Source organism: Flavobacterium sp. WC2416, assembly GCF_041200095.1.
Classification (GTDB): Bacteria; Bacteroidota; Bacteroidia; order Flavobacteriales; family Flavobacteriaceae; genus Flavobacterium.
In genome coordinates, this window is sequence record NZ_CP165626.1 from 1,505,808 (window position 1) to 1,523,646 (window position 17,839).

Below are 17,839 nucleotides of genomic sequence, written 5' to 3' on the forward strand. Positions count from 1 at the left end.
CTTATAAAATAGAAATTCGAATTCTTATTTCTAGAAAAATATATTTTACAAGCAAAACAAAATCTAGATTTTTATAGGCCAAAATCATCTCGAAATGAATGCGTTTTAGTACTGTTTTGTTTTCTATTTTGGAGCGATTTAGTCCAATGGCTTTTTTCAAAATAACATAGGTAGAATGGTTGATTTTATTTTTTTTCTTATAAAAATCGGTTGCCATAGAATTGGATACGATTCTTTTTTGAATCAAAATTTCATCAATAAAATCAAATGCATAAATTCGAGAAGCACGAATCCAAAAATCCAAATCTTCATACGCTAGGTTTTCATCATAACCGTCAAGTACATCATAAACTGATTTTTTGGTCATGCTAGAAACAGAGCAAATACTGTCTCCTCCAGCAAGAACGGAGGTGTAAATGTCTCCAGTAATTCTTTTTTGGGTTACTTTTTTGTCTTTATTTACAGCAAAATAATAAGAATCTAAGAGCCCTTTTTTAGTAATCAAAGCTGCATTACCATAGACAACTCCTAGATTTTTATAGTTGCTATTTTTAAAAGTATTGACTTGAAGACTTACACAATTGGGAAGCAAAACATCATCAGCAGCCAAATCAATAATGTAGGTGCCTTTGGCAAGTTTCAACCCTTTATTAAATGCTTTTGTAATCCCTAAGTTGGTTTTATTAGTTATAAATTGTACCTCTGGATGGTCAACTATCCATTTCTCAATTGTAGTTTTAGAATTATCGGTACTGCAATCATCAATAATAATAAGTTCAATGTTTTTGTACTCTTGTTTGATAACAGATTCTAAGCTTTCCAATACAAACGCTTCCTGATTGTAGCACAAGCAAATAATGGTAACTAATGCTTTATCTTGCATATCTTTTTAAAAGAGTTATATATTTGATACGAAAATAAGAAATCGATAATGATATTGCCTAACAAAAAATATAAAATTGCTTTAATTGGTTACCGTTTGAGCGGTGGCGGAGGTGATAAAGTGATGGCGAATCTGTCTCTTTTTTTCGAAAGTAAAGGAATTGAAGTGCATATTATTACGGTTATCGATGAAGTCTCTTTTCTGTATGCGGGGAAGTTGATGAATTTAGGCTTGCTAAAAAATAGTTCCAATGGTGTTATCAATAAATTCAAACGATTAACGGCATTGCGAAATTATTTAAATAGCAATGACTTTGATTTTATAATTGATTTTAGGTTTAGAACTAAAGTCATTCAAGAGCTTGTGATTTCGCGATGGATTTACAATACCAAAACCATATTTACGGTTCATAGTTTTTTAATTGATCATTATATGCCTAATATTTCAGGGTTGACACGATTCATGTACAATCATTGTTATGCAAATGTGGCCCTTGTTCCAGATATGAAAGTGCTAATAAAACAAAAACATAATTTAAAAAATGTTGTTACGATTCCTAATCCCGTTAACATTGTTGAGGTTAATGAAAAAAGTATAGAAAAGATTGATATAACCTTTGATTATATTATTGCTATCGGCCAGTTTGAAAATCCCATTAAGCAGTTTAATCAGTTGATTTCAAGTTATGGGAATTCTGTTTTGCCTGAAAAACAAATTCATCTTTTAATTTTGGGTGAAGGTGATAGAACTGATTTGGAAATGGCAGTTAAAAAAGTAAAAATGGAAGGTTTCGTTCATTTTTTAGGGTATCAAGACAATCCTTATAAATATTTGAAAGCAGCAAAATTCCTAGTATTGAGCAGTAAAAATGAAGGAATGCCAAATGTTATCTTAGAATCATTGGCTTGTGGCACTCCCGTTGTTTCTTTTGATTGTCCTTCTGGTCCAAAAGAAATGATACATCATCACAAAAATGGAATTTTGGTTGAAAACCAGAATTGGCAAAAACTGACTAGTGCCATTAATGAAATGGTTACAGATGATTCTTTATATCAAAATTGCAAACAGAACACTATAGAAAGTATTAGTCCGTTTCTATTAGAGAATATCGGGCAACAATGGTTAGATTTGATGCAAATAAGTACCAACTAAAAAATGACAAAAATAGAAGCAATTCAATTAGTAATAATTCCTGTCGTTGAAGATGTACGTGGGAATTTAGGTTTTATTCAAAAAGATGTTTTACCGTTTGAATTCAAGCGGGTGTACTATCTTTTTGATGTGCCAAGTAATGCTTTTAGAGGAGGTCATTCACATATTTTACAAGAGGAAGTGCTAATTGCTTTGAGTGGTAGTTTTGAGGTGGTACTCAATGATGGATTCGAAAAAAAATCATTTGTATTAAATAAACCCAATATCGGATTGTATATTCCAAACGGGATTTGGAGAGAATTGGAGAATTTTTCCTCAGGTGCTGTTTGTTTGGTTTTAGCCTCGGATGAATTTATTGAGGAAGATTATATTAGAGATTTTGATGCATTTATGGGTTCTAAAAAATGAGACTACTCTATATTGTTCCCAGTTGTAATACTGAAGGTGGCGTGGCACGAGTGCTTTCGGTGAAAACAAATAGTCTTATTGAGAAATGGGGATATGACATTCATATTCTTACCCAAAATGATGGAAATACGAGTCCTTTTTATAATTTTAATTCTGGAATTGTATTCCACGATATGATTTTAAAAGGTAGTGTTTTTCAGTTTTTTAAGGATTATATAAATAGTTTAAAACTCCAAATCTCAATTATAAAACCAGATATTATTATTGTTTGTGATAATGGGTTGAAAGCATTTACAATTCCATTTTTTCTCAATTCAAATATACCTTTGGTGTTTGAGTGTCATGGTTCAAAATACATACAAGAAAATAAAATGAAGGCTTCCTTTTTTTTTAAAGGAATTCAATTTTTTAAATATAAATTCAAAAACTTGGGAGCACAAAAATACAAGCGATTTATAGCTTTATCCAATGAGAGTTTACAAGAATGGGATGTGTTGAACTACACCATTATTCCTAATCCATCTTGGTTGAAAGTGACCGCCGATAATCCATTAGAAAATAAGAAAGTAATTACAGTAGCTAGAAATTCGTATGAAAAAGGGCTAGATCGATTGCTGTTGATTTGGCAAAAAACAGCAGTAAAACACCCTGATTGGATTCTAGAAATATATGGTGATGATTTAAAACCATTGGAGACTGTCGCTGAAAAATTAAATATTAATGCTACGGTACGATTCCATAAACCAGTAATGAATATTGAAGAAAAATATAATAATGCTTCTCTGTTTGTAATGACTTCCCGTTTTGAAGGATTTCCCATGGTGCTTATTGAAGCTATGGCGTCCGGTTTACCTTGTGTTGCATATGATTGTCCAGTAGGACCAAGAGCAATTATAACAAATAGAGAAAATGGAATTCTTGTACCGGAAGGAAAGGAGCAGCTTTTTGTAGAACAACTTAGTGTACTTATTGAAGATGCTGTTTTACGAAAACAACTAGGTAAAAAAGCCCGTGAATCAGTTGCCGATTATGATTTGGATATTATAATGTTACAATGGAATGCACTTTTTGAAAATATTATAAAAAATAATTAGCTTCTTTTAATTGTACAGAAATAACCAATTCTAAACAATGTAAAAACAACTAAATTAGGATTGTTTCCTTTCAAGTTTTTGATTAACCTTTTTTCGAAAAAAAGATAGCACTGAGATATTAAATAGGTTAATTTTAAATTGTTCAGCCACTCAAATAAAAAAATTAATTTCACAAACTTTCCGTCAATTTGTCGATTCTCATATAGGAGCATTAAATTTTCTAAAGCTTCTTTTGTTTTTTTTAAATAAACTAAGTTTGTATCGATGTCACCGTGTTCAACAGGGTTTTCAATATGGTTAACTTTGGCTTGTAATAAAGCTAACTGGAAAGAAAGTTGAGTATCGTCATGACCATATTTAATGATGCTTTTGTCAAATTTTACTTTGTTAAAACATTTTTTTTTAATCAAAGTGTTATTAAAAAGTAATGATTTGTAGGGAGTTTTTTTTCGATTTAAGGTTGGTTGATCTTCAATAAATTTACCGTATTTCCATCTTAGTTTTTGAAGATTTGAAGGGCATTTTTCAGGATGTAATCGGCCACCATAAATTACATCACTATCATGAATATTTTCCACGTAATTATGGATATAATTGGTATTCAAAATTATGGAATCACCATCTATGAAAAGTAAATTATCGAATTTAGATTTTTTAGCTAGCGAATTTCTGTTTTCGCGATGGGCAATATTTTTATCTAATGACATAAAATTACAATTTGGGAGTAAATTTATATTTTCATTAAACTGGTTTAGTGGGGATTGAGAGGCATCATCTTGGCAAAGAATTTCAAAATCAATTTCATATTTCATGCATTGCTTTTGCAATTCCTGAACTAAAGGATAGGCATTGTAATTGTATATTGGAATAAGAATGGAGAGCATTACACTGTTCTTTGAACTACTTCAAAGATTTTAGTGTCTTCACATTTCAATGTTTTCGATGGAAATTTCATTAATAAGGCATAATCATGCGTTGCCATTATAATCGTTTTTCCATTAGCATTAATGCTTCTTAAAACTTCTAGAACTTCAGCACTTGTTTGTGGGTCAAGGTTACCAGTAGGTTCATCTGCAAGGATCAACTCAGGGTCGTTAAGTAAAGCTCTAGCAATAGCGACACGTTGTTGTTCACCACCCGAAATTTGATGTGGCATTTTCATTGCGTAGGCTTTCATTCCTACTTTGTCTAAAACCTCGTCAATTTTACGATCCATTTCATTTTTATCAACCCATCCTGTCGCTTTAAGGACAAATAACATGTTGTCTTTGATTGAGCGATCGGGCAATAATTTGAAATCTTGAAATACGATACCAATTTTTCTTCTTAAAAAAGGAATGTCATCTTCTTTTAAAGTAACTAGATCAAAATCGACTATATGTCCTTCGCCTTCAGTCAAAGGCATATCAGCATAAAGTGTTTTCATTAAGCTACTCTTACCTGATCCTGTTTTTCCGATGATGTATAAAAATTCACCATGGTTTACTTCCAAGTTTACATTAGATAAAATTACTTTATCTTCTTGATAAATGGTTACGTTTTTTAAAGACAGTACAGTTTGAGACATAATTGAAAAATTGTTTATTGGGTAAAAGTAATTATCAATTGTCAATTATCAATTATCAATTCTAATTTTTTTTATTTTTTGTTAAAACATTTGTTCATAATAAAAGGGAATAACAATTCGTTATACCCGTTAGTTATAATACTTTTGAATATCAAAAAAAACAAACAAAATGCGTAAACTCTCTTGGCTTTTTCTTTTAATGATTTTTGTTGGCACTTTTACTGTTTCTGCTCAAAAATCAATAATATATACCCATGAATTAAAAGATTTTAATAAGGCAATTTCCTTATTTAATGACAATCAATTTGCTTCAGCCCAAATTATTTTTGAAAAAGTAAACTTGGAAACTACAAATGAAGAAATCAAATCAGATTGTTCTTATTATGATGCATCTTGTGCTATTCGTTTGAATCAAGCGAATGCGGATGTTTTGATGGAGAAATTTGTTGAAGACTATCCAACAAGTGCTAAGAGCAATCAAGCTTTTATAGAAGTAGCGCATTATTATTTTGAACAAGGAAATTATCCTCAAGCCCTAAAATGGTTTGAAAAAGTAGATGAGAGCCAATTAACATATAAAGAGCGCGATAAATTTAATTTCCAAAAAGGGTATGCTTTTTTTAATTCTAAAAATAAAAAAGAGGCTACCACTTATTTTAATAAAGTGGTAAATTCAGCTGAATATGGTTCTCAAGCTAAATACTACTTGGGTTTTATAGCCTATGAAGGAGATGATTATAAAGAGGCGACCAAATATTTTGATGCGGTTTCAGGCGAAGAAAAGTACAAAGAAAAACTGTCTTACTATCAGGCCGATATGAATTTTAAATTAGGAAATTTTCAAAAAGCAATTGATTTAGGACAAAAGGCAATGTCAAAGTCGAACGCATTGGAAAAGTCTGAATTAAATAAAATCATTGGAGAAAGTTATTTTAATTTAAAACAATATGATAAAGCCATCCCTTATTTAGCGGATTATAAAGGTAAAAAAGGAAGATGGAACAATACTGATTTTTACCAATTGGGATACGCGTATTACAAGCAAAATGATTTTGAAAATGCGATTTCTCAATTCAATAAAATCATAAATGGTAAAGATTTTGTAGCGCAAAATGCCTACTACCATTTAGGGCAAAGCTATTTAAATTTAGATCAAAAACAACAAGCGTTGAATGCGTTTAAAAATGCTTCCGAAATGACATTTGATGCTTCTATCCAAGAAGACGCTAGTTTGAATTATGCGAAATTGAGTTATGAAATAGGGAATTCATATCAAACTGTTCCTCAGGTTTTACTGGATTTTATAAAAAAATACCCAAACAATGCAAGTCGTCCAGTAGTCGAAAAACTGTTAATCGATTCTTATATTTCTTCTAAAAACTACAAAGAAGCCTTGGTTTTATTAGAAAAAAATAGAGGGCCAGAAAATAAATTGGCGTATCAAAAAGTGACTTTCTATAGAGGTTTAGAGCTTTATGCAGACAGAAATTATCAAGAAGCGGCCAAGATGTTTAAGAAATCAATAGACGGTCAAATTGATGCAGATTTTACGGCCAGAGCTACTTTTTGGAAAGCGGAAACGGAGTACATTCAAGATGATTACAATAATGCTTTGTTGAGTTATAAGCAGTTTGTAAATGGGCCTCGTGCGTCTTCGGCATCAGAATATAAAAACAGCAATTATAATATTGCTTATACTTATTTTAAATTGAAAGAGTACGATCAAGCGGCTACCTATTTTCAAAATCAAATTGATAAAGTAAAAGACGATAAAGTGAGATTGAATGATTCTTATTTGCGTTTAGGTGATTGCCGATTTGTTAGTTCTAAATATTGGCCAGCAATGGAAGCGTACAATAAAGTAATTGAATTAAAAGGTGTTGATGCAGATTATGCTTATTATCAAAAAGCAATTTGTTATGGTTTTGTATCCAAAAATGACACGAAAATTGAAGAATTAAATTCGTTCTTACAAATGTATCCAAAATCAAGTTACCGTGATGATGCCATGTATGAATTGGCTAATACTTATGTAGCGGCAAACAAACAAGATTTGGCTTTAAAAACATTTGATCGATTAATTGGGGAGTACAAAAACGGAAGCTATACTGCCAAATCAATATTGCGTCAAGGACTGATTTACTATAATTCGGATAAAAGTGAACTAGCTTTAACAAAATTTAAAAAAGTAGCGGCTGATTTTCCTAAAACTCCCGAAGCACTTGAAGCCGTTTCAACTGCTAGATTGATATATGTTGATGGTGGAAGAGTTAATGAGTATGCTACTTGGGTGAGAACCTTAGACTTTGTGGCGGTTACTGATGCGGATTTGGATAATGACTCGTATGAGTCAGCTTTGAAACAATTTGAGCAAAATAATAATAAGCAGGCCATTTCTGGATTTAGTGCTTATATTTCTAGTTTTCCAAGAGGAATTCATTCACTTCAAGCTAATTTTTATTTGGCGCAAGCCTATTTCTCTGAAGGACAAAAAGACAAGTCAGTGGCTAATTATCAATATGTAATTAGTGAACCTAGAAGTGAATTTACGGAACAGTCTTTGGCAAGATTATCCCAAGTGTTATTGGATAACAATCAAAAAGATAAAGCAATTCCAGTTTTAGTTCGTTTAGAAAACGAATCGGATTTTCCTCAAAACAAAGTATTTGCTCAATCAAACTTAATGAAGTGTTATTACGATAAAAAGGACTATGGAAATTCTGTTATTTATGCGGATAAAGTATTAAATAATCCTAAAACAGATGATAATGTTCGTTCGGATGCGCAAATTATTATTGCTCGTTCAGCAATGCAAACAGGTGATGAAGCTAAAGCGAGAGCGGGATATGCAAAAGTGCTGACCATTGCTAAAGGAGAACTAGCCGCTGAAGCATTATATTATGATGCCTATTTTAAAAATAAAGATTCAAAATATGAAGCTTCAAATGTGACGATTCAAAAATTAGCAAAAAACTATTCTAGTTATAGATTTTATGGATCGAAAGGATTGATTCTAATGGCGAAAAACTTTTATGGACTAAAAGATAGTTTTCAAGCGACTTATATTTTAGAAAATGTGATTAAAAATTTCACTGATTTTTCAGATGTAGTTGCTGAGGCGCAAAATGAATTAGATAGAATTAAAGCCGAAGAGTCTAAAACAAATTCATCAATAACCAATTAGGAATATTTAAAACAACTGTGATGATGCCGTTGTTGTGAATTTAAAATTATTAAAAAATGACGATTCCTTTTTATATTGTAGATGTATTTACCAAAAAAAAATATGCGGGAAATCAACTGGCAGTTTTTTTAAATGCGACTGATTTAACGACTGATCAAATGCAGGAAATCGCACGCGAAATTAATTTTGCCGAAAGTACATTTGTAACTGCTATAGCACCTGAGAATAATAAAGCAACAATTAGAATTTTTACTCCAGCGCATGAAATGCAATTTGCTGGGCATCCAATAATAGGAACTTCATGGGTTTTGATGAATAAAGTATTCAAACACCATCCTAAGGGGATTAAATTAAATGTTCCAATAGGAGAAATTCCGGTTAGGCAAACTCCGGATTTAGTTTGGTTGAAAGCCGCACAGCCTGATTTTCTAGATGTTTTAATGAAGGAAGATTTTGCTTCATTTAGTAATTTAAGTGTAACTGATTTTGATACTCGTTTTGAAATTCAAGAAGTAACTACTGGAAGTGCTTTTGTCATGGTACCTCTAAAAAATAGAGAGACATTAAAAGCAGTTGAATTGGATAAAGATAAAACAGCCGAGTGGCTTAAAGCAAAATGTAAAACGGAACATAGGGCTTTGTATTTTTTTAGTTTAGAAAATGAAGTGCTAACCAGTAGAATGTTGTGTATTGAAAATAACCAGCTTATAGAAGATGCAGCGACAGGAAGTGCTAGTACTTGTTTGCAAGCTTTTTTATTGAAATACCATGCAGATGAAATAAATATGGTGAATAACCAGGGAGAATATATCAATAGAAGTTCTCAAATATATTTTGAAGGAAAACGAGAAGAGCCTCTTTTTGACATTAATATCGGTGGAGAAACTCAGTTTGTAGCACAAGGTGAATGGGAAGTAGATTAAAAAAATAAAAATAGTAGTAAAAAAAGATAATGTATAAAATGCAGGAGAGGGTAAATAACTTTTAATCGCCTTTTTTATAATAAAACAAAAAATATGAAATTGAATTTCCAAAATAAAATTACAATTGTACTACTTTTAGTAGTTTTTCAGTTTTCGTTTGCTCAAAAAAAAGAGGACAACATAGGATCTGAAGTAGTAAATGTAGTGAAGCCATATACCCCAACTATTTCGGATGCTTTCAAAGTACAAGAAACTCCAGTGCTGGATGATGAAGGTAATGCTAAAAAAGAAACAATTAAGTACTCTATTTTTTCTTTCCCTGTAGCTTCTACATTTACTCCTTCAAAAGGAAAAGCAGAAGGCGTTGACAAAACAAAGCAAGCCCATTTCTATAATAATTATGCGACATTAGGATTTGGGAGTTATAGAACGCTCAATGCCGAGTTGTTTGTTAATCAAGAATTAGGGAGCAATGATTATGTAGGGGGAATGTTTCGTCATCTTTCATCACAAGGTGGAATTAGTGGAGTGGAATTAGATGACCGTTATTATGATTCTGCAATTGATTTGACTTATGGTGCTAATTATAGTGATATGTCATGGAATGTTGATTTAGGATACCAAAACCAAATTTATAATTGGTATGGATTGCCAACAGAGTTTGGTAGTACACTTTCTTCTTCAGATAGAGCAATGTTAATTAATGGTATAAATCCACAACATGTTTACAATACTTTTTCGTTAGGTTCAAAAATTGATTTTAATGAGGGAATTCTAGACAATGCAAGTTTGAAATTCAATCATTTTACAGATACTTTTGGTTCTACTGAAAATCGTTTTTATGTTAAACCTTCGTTGAAGTTCAATATAATGGACGAAGCGATAAAAACAAATATAATTGTGGATTACGTGGGTGGAAGTTTTGATAAAAATTACCAAAACACCAATACCCAAGTTATAAAATACGGTTTCACTAACTTTGGTATTTCACCTACTTTTGTAATGCAAGATAACGATTGGACTTTGAATCTGGGTGCTTCTTTATTTTATAGTTTAGATAATGAGCATAGTAATAATAAGTTTTTTGTCTATCCTCAAATCAACGCTTCTTATAAAGTGGTTGGAGACTTAATGATTTTTTATGCAGGAGCCGAAGGGAATTTGGAGCAAAATTCTTATATGGATTTTGTGAATCAAAACTCATTTTTATCTCCTACTTTAAATATTGCGCCTACAGACAAACAATATGATATTTTTGCTGGTTTAAAAGGGAAAATTACAAATAATGTGAGTTATAACATTAAAGGGTCATATGTGAACGAAAGAAATAAAGCGTTGTTTAGAAGCAATGATTACAATGAAAATGCTTCCAATGAAAATTATGCTTTTGGGAATTCAATGCAGGTGGTTTATGATGACATGAGAACATTGAGTTTTACGGGTGATTTAAAAGCTAATTTTTCAGAAAATGTTACTTTTGGTATCAGCGGAACGTATAATAGTTATACGAATGATTTTCAGCAAGAAGCATGGAATTTGCCAGAACTGAAATTAAATTCAAATATTGATTTTAATATTACACCACAATGGTTTGCAGGTGCTACTGTTTTCTATGTTGGGGAACGTAAGGACATGAAATTCAATACTAATTTCACGGTGGATTCTACTCCAATAACTTTAGATAGTTATTTTGATGTTAATGCACATGTAGGTTATAAATACAATGAGCAATTAACTGGGTTTATAAGAGCTAATAATATTACGAATCAGTCGTATCAAAAATGGTTGAATTACCCTGTTCAAGGTTTTCAAATCGTAGTTGGAGCTAATTATAAATTTGATTTTTAATTGATTTAATTTCTAAGACAAAAAAATAGGCTTCCTGATAAGGAAGCCTATTTTTTTAGGTTTAATAAATTATTATTCTGAGAAAGGAATAGCAATTCTCACTTTGTCCCAACCCATATTCAATTCAATCCCCTTATCCGTTTTGGTAAAAACCATAGAAAGTGATTCAAGTGATTCTTTTCCTTCGGTTACAGGAACGGTTAGTCTCGCTACATCATTTTCTTCTTTATAAAAATAAGCTCCCCAAACATTTAAGTCTTTGTTGATAATAACAGTGTACTTGTCTTTTTCAGGAATGGTATATAATGTATAAGTACCCGCTTTAATTTTAGTGCTTCCTAGAGTTACATCCTTAAAAAAAGTAATTTCGGTAGCTTCATTAGCACCAGTTCTCCATACTTTTCCGTTTGGAGCTAGTTCGTCTAAACTACGTCCTTTTAGTTGAGGTCTGCTGTAGGTTACTTTAGCAATTTTGGCAGGATTTTTATAATCAGTAGGGAATGAGGCGACGTCCATTGGACTTTTATCTAGGTCGGGAAATTTTTGAGCATTTGCATTCGAAGATAAAAGCAATGTAAAAGCAAAGGCTACTGTAGCTACAAGTGTCGATTTTTTCATAGTATGTATTATAAAGTTATATGATTAGAATGTTAAAATTATCAATTGTCTTTTTATAAAGTTAAAAATTCATGTTAAAATTTAGTAAATAAATGAGTTGGAGTTTGGAAAATATGGCGCAATTTTGGAATAATACGTTAACTTTGGTCGCATGAAGTAGCGAACTCAGTGATATTTCAATTAGTGCTCTATCTATTATAAATTTAAAAAGAAACATGACATTTAAACAAAAAATACATCAGTACTACTTACAATTGGTTCAAGATAGAATGGATGTTTTTAGAGATATGATAACGGCACTTACTGAAGATTCTAAGAATGATGCCAAAGGATCTGCTGGGGATAAACATGAAACAGCGCTGTCCATGATGCACATCGAACAAGAAAAACTCAATACTAAATTGAAGGAAGTGCTTACTCAAAAAGCAGTACTGGATAAAATTGATTCGACTAAAACCGCTGAAACTATTATTGTGGGTAGCTTAGTTAAAGCCAATGGGATTTATTTGTATCTCAGTTTAGCACTGCCAAAAATTACTATTGAAGGAGTTAATGTAATTGCTTTGTCACCTCAATCACCATTGGGAAGTAAACTAATGGGGAATAAAGTAGGGTTTGGGTTTGAGATTAACACTACAAAGTATTTGATAGAAGCTATTTCATAATGATAAATTATGATTTTTAACTTGCTAACGATTTTCAATAGCTTTTGATTACTAATTTAATTTAAAACATCGATTTAAGTTTTAATTTATAACTATAATTGCTGTTAGTGTTTTTCAAATGTAACTGTTATTGCATCTTTGCTTCATCAAAAAAAATAAAATCAAAAAAATATAAAAATATAGTGTTATGTGTGGAATCGTATGTGCCTTTGATCTAAAACAAAAAGCAGAAGTTTTAAGACCGCAAGTATTAGAAATGTCTAAAATTATTCGTCACCGTGGACCGGACTGGAGTGGAATTTATAGCAATGAAAAAGCGATTATGTCTCATGAGCGTTTGGCGATTGTGGATCCAGCTTCAGGAAAACAACCATTGTTTAGTGAAGATGGTAAATTAGTTTTGGCTGCCAATGGAGAAATCTATAACCATAGAGCATTACGCAAACAATTTGAAGGGAAATATAACTTTCAAACAGAAAGTGACTGTGAAGTTATTCTAGCACTTTACAAAGAAAAAGGGCCTCATTTTATAGATGAAATGAACGGGATTTTTGGATTTGCAATTTATGATGTAGATAAAGATGAGTATTTTGTAGCTCGTGACCATATGGGGATTATTCCATTATATATTGGTTGGGACCAACACGGTACTTTTTATGTGGCTTCTGAATTGAAAGCTTTAGAAGGATATTGCACAAAAATACAATTGTTTCCTCCAGGACATTATATGACAAGTAAAGATGGTGAATTTGTACAATGGTATAAAAGAGACTGGACAGAATATGATGCTGTAAAAGACAATGAAACAAACATTCAAGATATCAAAGTAGCGCTTGAAGCTGCGGTTCACAGACAATTAATGAGTGATGTTCCTTACGGAGTGTTACTTTCTGGAGGATTAGATTCATCGATTACTTCGGCTGTAGCCAAAAAATATGCTCAAAAACGCATTGAATCAGGAGATACTGCTGATGCTTGGTACCCACAATTGCATTCTTTCTCTGTAGGACTAGAGGGTTCTCCAGATTTAGCAGCTGCTCAAATAGTGGCAGATCATATTGGAACCATTCATCATGAAATTAAGTTTACTATTCAAGAAGGTTTAGATGCTGTTAAAGATGTAATTTACAACTTAGAAACGTATGATGTAACTACGATTAGAGCATCGACACCAATGTGGTTAATGGCGAGAGTTATTAAATCAATGGGTATCAAAATGGTATTGTCAGGTGAAGGTGCTGATGAGTTGTTTGGAGGGTATTTATACTTCCATAAAGCGCCAAACGCACAAGAGTTTCATGAAGAAAACGTACGTAAATTAGGAAAACTACATATGTACGATTGTTTAAGAGCAAACAAAAGTTTAGCAGCTTGGGGAATTGAAGGACGTGTGCCATTCTTAGACAAAGAGTTTATGGATGTGGCAATGCGAATCAACCCACAAGACAAAATGATTAACAAAGAACACCCAATGGAGAAATGGGTAGTACGTAAAGCATTTGAAGAGATGTTGCCACCAAGTGTAGCTTGGAGACAAAAAGAACAGTTTAGTGATGGAGTTGGATACGGTTGGATTGATAAGTTAAAAGAAGTAGTAGCTGTTGAAGTTTCTGATGAACAATTAGCAAATGCTAAATATAAGTTTCCATTACAAACTCCAACATCAAAAGAGGAATATTACTACCGTTCTATTTTTACAGAACATTTTCCAAGTGATGCAGCCGCTTTATGTGTACCACAAGAAGCAAGCGTAGCTTGTAGTACAAAAATTGCATTAGAGTGGGATGAAGCATTCAAAAACATGAACGATCCTTCTGGAAGAGCAGTGGCTAATGTTCATACTGATTCTTATGTAAAAGCATAATTTTAAAATTATTTATTGATAAAAAAATGCTCCCAAATTTTGGGAGCATTTTTTATTTAGCCATTTTAGAAAATAATTTAAGAGCATTTTTTTATATAAGTCTTGTTTTTTATATTAGCCAATCTAAAATACCCACCATGAGACGTTTTGTTGTCATCCTTATATTGTTTTCCCTTAGCTCTTGTTTAAAAAACATGAAGACTTCGGTTGATTTGATTGTTACAGACGCTACTATTTATAAAGTTGACAAAGCTTTTGACACTGCTCAAGCTATGGCAATCAAGAATGGTAAAATTGTTGGAATAGGTTCGAATGCTCAAATACAAAATAATTTTCAATCAGATAAAAATGTAGATGCAAAAGGTAAATTTATTTATCCAGGTTTAATCGATGCGCATTGTCATTTTTATGGTTTTGGACTAAGTCTGCAAGAAGTTGATTTACGTGGGACAAAAAGTATGATAGAGGTGATACAGCGCATTCAAGCTTTTCAAAAAGAAAAAAAATCAAATTTCATTGTTGGAAATGGATGGGACCAAAACGATTGGAGTGTAAAAGAATTTCCTTCCAAAGCTATTTTAGATAAATATTTCCCAGATATTCCTGTGGTACTGAATAGAGTAGATGGTCATGCAATAATTGTAAATAGTAAAGTTTTGGCATTGGCTGGAATTACAAAACATACAAAAGCGGTGGGTGGTCAAATTGAAATTAAAGACGGTGAGCCTACAGGGATTTTAATTGATAATCCGATGGAGTTGGTTTTTAATATAATTCCAAAACCCAGTCGTAAAACCCAAATTGCTGCTTTACTAGATGCCGAAAAGGTAATGTTTGATTATGGATTAACTACAGTAAATGATGCGGGTTTAGATCCAGATATTATCAATTTAATGGATAGCTTGCAAAAGGCAAAAGCGATGAAATTAAATGTTTATGCTATGGTTACCGCTAATCAAAAAAACATTGATTTGTATTTGAAAAAAGGAATATACAAAACAGATAATTTAGATGTTCGTTCTTTTAAAATGTACGGTGATGGTGCTTTGGGATCTCGTGGTGCTTGTTTACACAAAGCATATTCGGATATGCCGAAGCAGTTTGGAGCATTGCTTTCGTCGATAACTCAGTTGAAATCAGTTGCGCAACAAATAGCTAATTCAGACTTTCAATTGAATTCGCATGCTATAGGTGATTCGGCAAATACAGTTTTGCTGAAAATCTATAAAGAAGCATTAACAGGTAAGAAAGATCGAAGATGGAAAATTGAACATGCTCAAGTTTTGAGAGAACAAGATTTTGATTATTTCAAGATGGGAATTATTCCTTCGGTACAACCCACACATGCAACTTCAGATATGTATTGGGCAGTAGATCGTTTAGGAAAAGACCGATTAAAGAATGCATATGCTTATAAAAAATTATTGGACAAAGTGGGAGTTATTGCATTAGGTACTGATTTTCCGGTTGAAGAGGTAAACCCCATGTTGACTTTTCATGCAGCGGTAGCAAGAAAAGACAGTAAGGGATATCCAAAAGGGGGTTTTCAAATGGAAAATGCATTGACTAGAGAAGAGACTTTGAAAGGAATGACGATTTGGGCTGCTTACTCTAATTTTGAAGAAAAAGAAAAAGGAAGTCTAGAAGTTGGGAAATGGGCAGATTTTGTTATTTTTGATAGAGATATTATGAAGATTATTGATAGCGAAATTCTGGAGATGAAAGTATCTAGGACGTATATAAAAGGGGTTAAAGTAAAATAAAATGCAGTTTGTAAAAAGAGGTTGAGAGTAGATAACATAATGATCGATTCTGCATGCTTTTGTATTACATATTTGATGTAAATCTACTTTTTTTGTGATTTTTTATAATTAAATACTAGTATTGTCTTTTGTATTTGTAACTGATGGTACATCTTTGTTTTGTTAAGGTGAATTAAAATATTAATAAATAGATTTATGTGCGGAATATTAGCCATTATAGGGAAAGGTAAAGAGGAGAAACTTGTTATGGAACTTTCTAAAAGAATGTCACATCGTGGCCCTGACGAAAGCGATTTGCATGTTACTGAAAAAGGACATATTTTAAGTCATGAACGTTTGTCTATAATTGACCTACATTCAGGGAAACAGCCTATACAAGGAACTAAATCAGCGTATATGATCCATAACGGAGAGATATACAATCATCAAGAATTGAGAGATGGTATTTTGAAAAATCATACTTTTAGAACTAAATCCGACTCGGAAGTAATTGTTCATTTGTATGAAGAGTTTGGTTATGACTTTTGTAATATGCTTGATGGAGACTGGGCATTTGTAATTGTTGACGGAGATGACTATATCGCTGGTAGAGATCCTATGGGTGTAAAACCGTTATATTATGGATTAGATGAAAGGGGAAGAATTTATTTTTCATCTGAAATGAAATCTATCTCAGATCAATGTAAAACATTTGCAACATTTCCTCCGGGACATTATTATACAGGAAAAACAGGTTTTGTAAAGTACTATCAACCAGAATATGAAGATTATTTAAATGCAGATCAGAATTTAGATTTGATTGCAATAAGAGAATCTTTGACAGAAGCAACCCGCAAGCGTTTAATGAGTGATGTGCCTATTGGGGTATTGCTGTCAGGCGGTTTGGATTCCTCATTAACTTCAGCAATTGCTTCAAGATTATTGGCGGAAAGCGGAAAAAAACTGCATTCGTTTTCTATAGGTTTAGATGTTAATGCACCAGATACCGTTGCTGCAAGAAAAGTAGCTGCTTTTTTAGGGACTGAACATCATGAAATTTACTTCACTGTAGAGGAAGGCTTGGAAGTGTTAGAGAAATTAATATGGAATTTAGAAACCTATGATCTAACTTCGATCAGAGCGAGTACTCCAATGTATTTCTTGTCGAAGGCTATTACGGATTTAGGTGTAAAAGTGGTACTTTCAGGAGAAGGTGCTGATGAGATTTTTGGAGGGTATTTGTATTTTAGAAATGCGCCGTCAGCCGAAGATTTTCAAAAAGAAACAATCGAAAGAGTTCAGAAATTATTTACTGCCGATTTATTAAGAGCGGATAAATCGACAATGGCACATGGATTAGAAACTAGAGTTCCTTACCTGGATAAAGCATTTTTAGATGTTGCTATTCGAGTAAAAGCAGAAGAAAAAATGCCTAAAACATATGATGGTAAAGAAAAATATATTTTAAGAAAAGCATTTGATACACCAGATGATCCTTATCTTCCAGATGATGTTTTATGGAGGCAAAAAGAACAGTTTTCAGACGGGGTGGGTTACAATTGGATTGATGAATTGATAAGTTATTGTTCTTTACAAGTGACTGATGAGCAATTAGCTGGAGCTGCTACAGAGTTTCAATATAATGCTCCAACAACAAAAGAAGCGTATTTTTACAGGTCTATTTTTCATAAATATTTCCCACAACAAAGTGCTGCTCAAACAGTGAGGAAATGGATTCCAAAATGGCAGGAAAATGAAGATCCAAGCGGAAGAGCAAATGCGGCTCACGTAAAAGCAGATATAGAAATTGCAAAAACAAGAATTATTGTTTGATAAAACAACTTTTCATGAAAATAAAGACGTTCTCAGTTTTGAGAGCGTTTTTTTATGT

Annotated in this window: 14 protein-coding genes; 10 read left to right on the plus strand and 4 right to left on the minus strand. The window is 32.3% G+C overall.

Going from position 1 to position 17,839, the window contains the following annotated elements; all coding sequences use genetic code 11:
* Position 1 precedes the first annotated feature (1 nt).
* Positions 2–883, minus strand: a complete 882-nt coding sequence (locus tag AB3G39_RS06405; RefSeq protein ID WP_367771554.1) for a glycosyltransferase — start codon at positions 881–883, stop codon at positions 2–4.
* A gap of 48 nt (positions 884–931) precedes the next feature.
* On the opposite strand from AB3G39_RS06405, the gene AB3G39_RS06410 reads away from it, so the two are divergent.
* Genes AB3G39_RS06410 through AB3G39_RS06420 form a run of 3 tightly spaced genes read left to right on the plus strand, consistent with a single transcriptional unit; the run spans position 932 to position 3,537 of the window.
* Complete coding sequence (locus AB3G39_RS06410) at positions 932–2,035, plus strand: glycosyltransferase (RefSeq protein WP_369769769.1); 1,104 nt, start codon at positions 932–934, stop codon at positions 2,033–2,035.
* A 3-nt stretch (positions 2,036–2,038) separates the two neighbouring features.
* Positions 2,039–2,443, plus strand: a complete 405-nt coding sequence (locus AB3G39_RS06415) for an FdtA/QdtA family cupin domain-containing protein (RefSeq protein ID WP_369769770.1) — start codon at positions 2,039–2,041, stop codon at positions 2,441–2,443.
* Positions 2,440–3,537, plus strand: a complete 1,098-nt coding sequence (locus tag AB3G39_RS06420) for a glycosyltransferase (RefSeq protein ID WP_369769771.1) — start codon at positions 2,440–2,442, stop codon at positions 3,535–3,537. The genes AB3G39_RS06415 and AB3G39_RS06420 overlap by 4 nt, the downstream gene beginning before the upstream one ends.
* On the opposite strand, the gene AB3G39_RS06425 is transcribed toward AB3G39_RS06420, so the two are convergent.
* Positions 3,534–4,421 (minus strand): glycosyltransferase, encoded by an 888-nt coding sequence (locus tag AB3G39_RS06425; protein WP_367771543.1) that lies wholly within the window; start codon positions 4,419–4,421, stop codon positions 3,534–3,536. The genes AB3G39_RS06420 and AB3G39_RS06425 overlap by 4 nt on opposite strands.
* The gene (locus AB3G39_RS06430; protein WP_367754669.1) at positions 4,421–5,104 is read right to left on the minus strand and encodes a cell division ATP-binding protein FtsE; all 684 of its coding nucleotides are present in this window, start codon (positions 5,102–5,104) and stop codon (positions 4,421–4,423) included. The genes AB3G39_RS06425 and AB3G39_RS06430 overlap by 1 nt, the downstream gene beginning before the upstream one ends.
* 169 nt (positions 5,105–5,273) lie before the next feature.
* On the opposite strand from AB3G39_RS06430, the gene AB3G39_RS06435 reads away from it, so the two are divergent.
* The 3 genes from AB3G39_RS06435 (at position 5,274) to AB3G39_RS06445 (ending at position 11,059) form a co-directional block, all read left to right on the plus strand.
* The gene (locus AB3G39_RS06435; protein WP_369752381.1) at positions 5,274–8,288 is read left to right on the plus strand and encodes a tetratricopeptide repeat protein; all 3,015 of its coding nucleotides are present in this window, start codon (positions 5,274–5,276) and stop codon (positions 8,286–8,288) included.
* A 56-nt stretch (positions 8,289–8,344) separates the two neighbouring features.
* On the plus strand, positions 8,345–9,211 hold the full coding sequence (locus AB3G39_RS06440) for a PhzF family phenazine biosynthesis protein (protein ID WP_369769772.1): 867 nt from the start codon (positions 8,345–8,347) through the stop codon (positions 9,209–9,211).
* Positions 9,212–9,304: 93 nt separating this feature from the next.
* On the plus strand, positions 9,305–11,059 hold the full coding sequence (locus AB3G39_RS06445) for a TonB-dependent receptor (RefSeq protein WP_369769773.1): 1,755 nt from the start codon (positions 9,305–9,307) through the stop codon (positions 11,057–11,059).
* Between the two features lie 72 nt (positions 11,060–11,131).
* Here AB3G39_RS06445 and AB3G39_RS06450 read toward each other — a convergent pair whose 3' ends face one another.
* Positions 11,132–11,677 carry a DUF2911 domain-containing protein gene (locus AB3G39_RS06450; RefSeq protein WP_369752379.1) on the minus strand — a complete coding sequence of 182 codons (546 nt, stop codon included), beginning with the start codon at positions 11,675–11,677 and terminating at the stop codon, positions 11,132–11,134.
* Positions 11,678–11,892: 215 nt separating this feature from the next.
* Here AB3G39_RS06450 and AB3G39_RS06455 point away from each other — a divergent pair, with 215 nt between their 5' ends.
* The 4 genes from AB3G39_RS06455 to asnB (AB3G39_RS06470) all read left to right on the plus strand — a co-directional run bounded on the left by AB3G39_RS06455 (position 11,893) and on the right by asnB (AB3G39_RS06470) (position 17,781).
* Positions 11,893–12,342 (plus strand): hypothetical protein, encoded by a 450-nt coding sequence (locus AB3G39_RS06455; RefSeq protein ID WP_369752378.1) that lies wholly within the window; start codon positions 11,893–11,895, stop codon positions 12,340–12,342.
* 187 nt (positions 12,343–12,529) lie between these two features.
* Positions 12,530–14,206: an asparagine synthase B gene (gene asnB, locus AB3G39_RS06460; protein ID WP_367771529.1), complete on the plus strand. Its 1,677-nt coding sequence runs from the start codon at positions 12,530–12,532 to the stop codon at positions 14,204–14,206.
* A 137-nt stretch (positions 14,207–14,343) separates the two neighbouring features.
* Positions 14,344–15,969 (plus strand): amidohydrolase, encoded by a 1,626-nt coding sequence (locus AB3G39_RS06465; RefSeq protein WP_369769774.1) that lies wholly within the window; start codon positions 14,344–14,346, stop codon positions 15,967–15,969.
* Positions 15,970–16,164: 195 nt separating this feature from the next.
* Complete coding sequence (asnB, locus tag AB3G39_RS06470; protein WP_367771523.1) at positions 16,165–17,781, plus strand: asparagine synthase B; 1,617 nt, start codon at positions 16,165–16,167, stop codon at positions 17,779–17,781.
* Positions 17,782–17,839 lie beyond the last annotated feature (58 nt).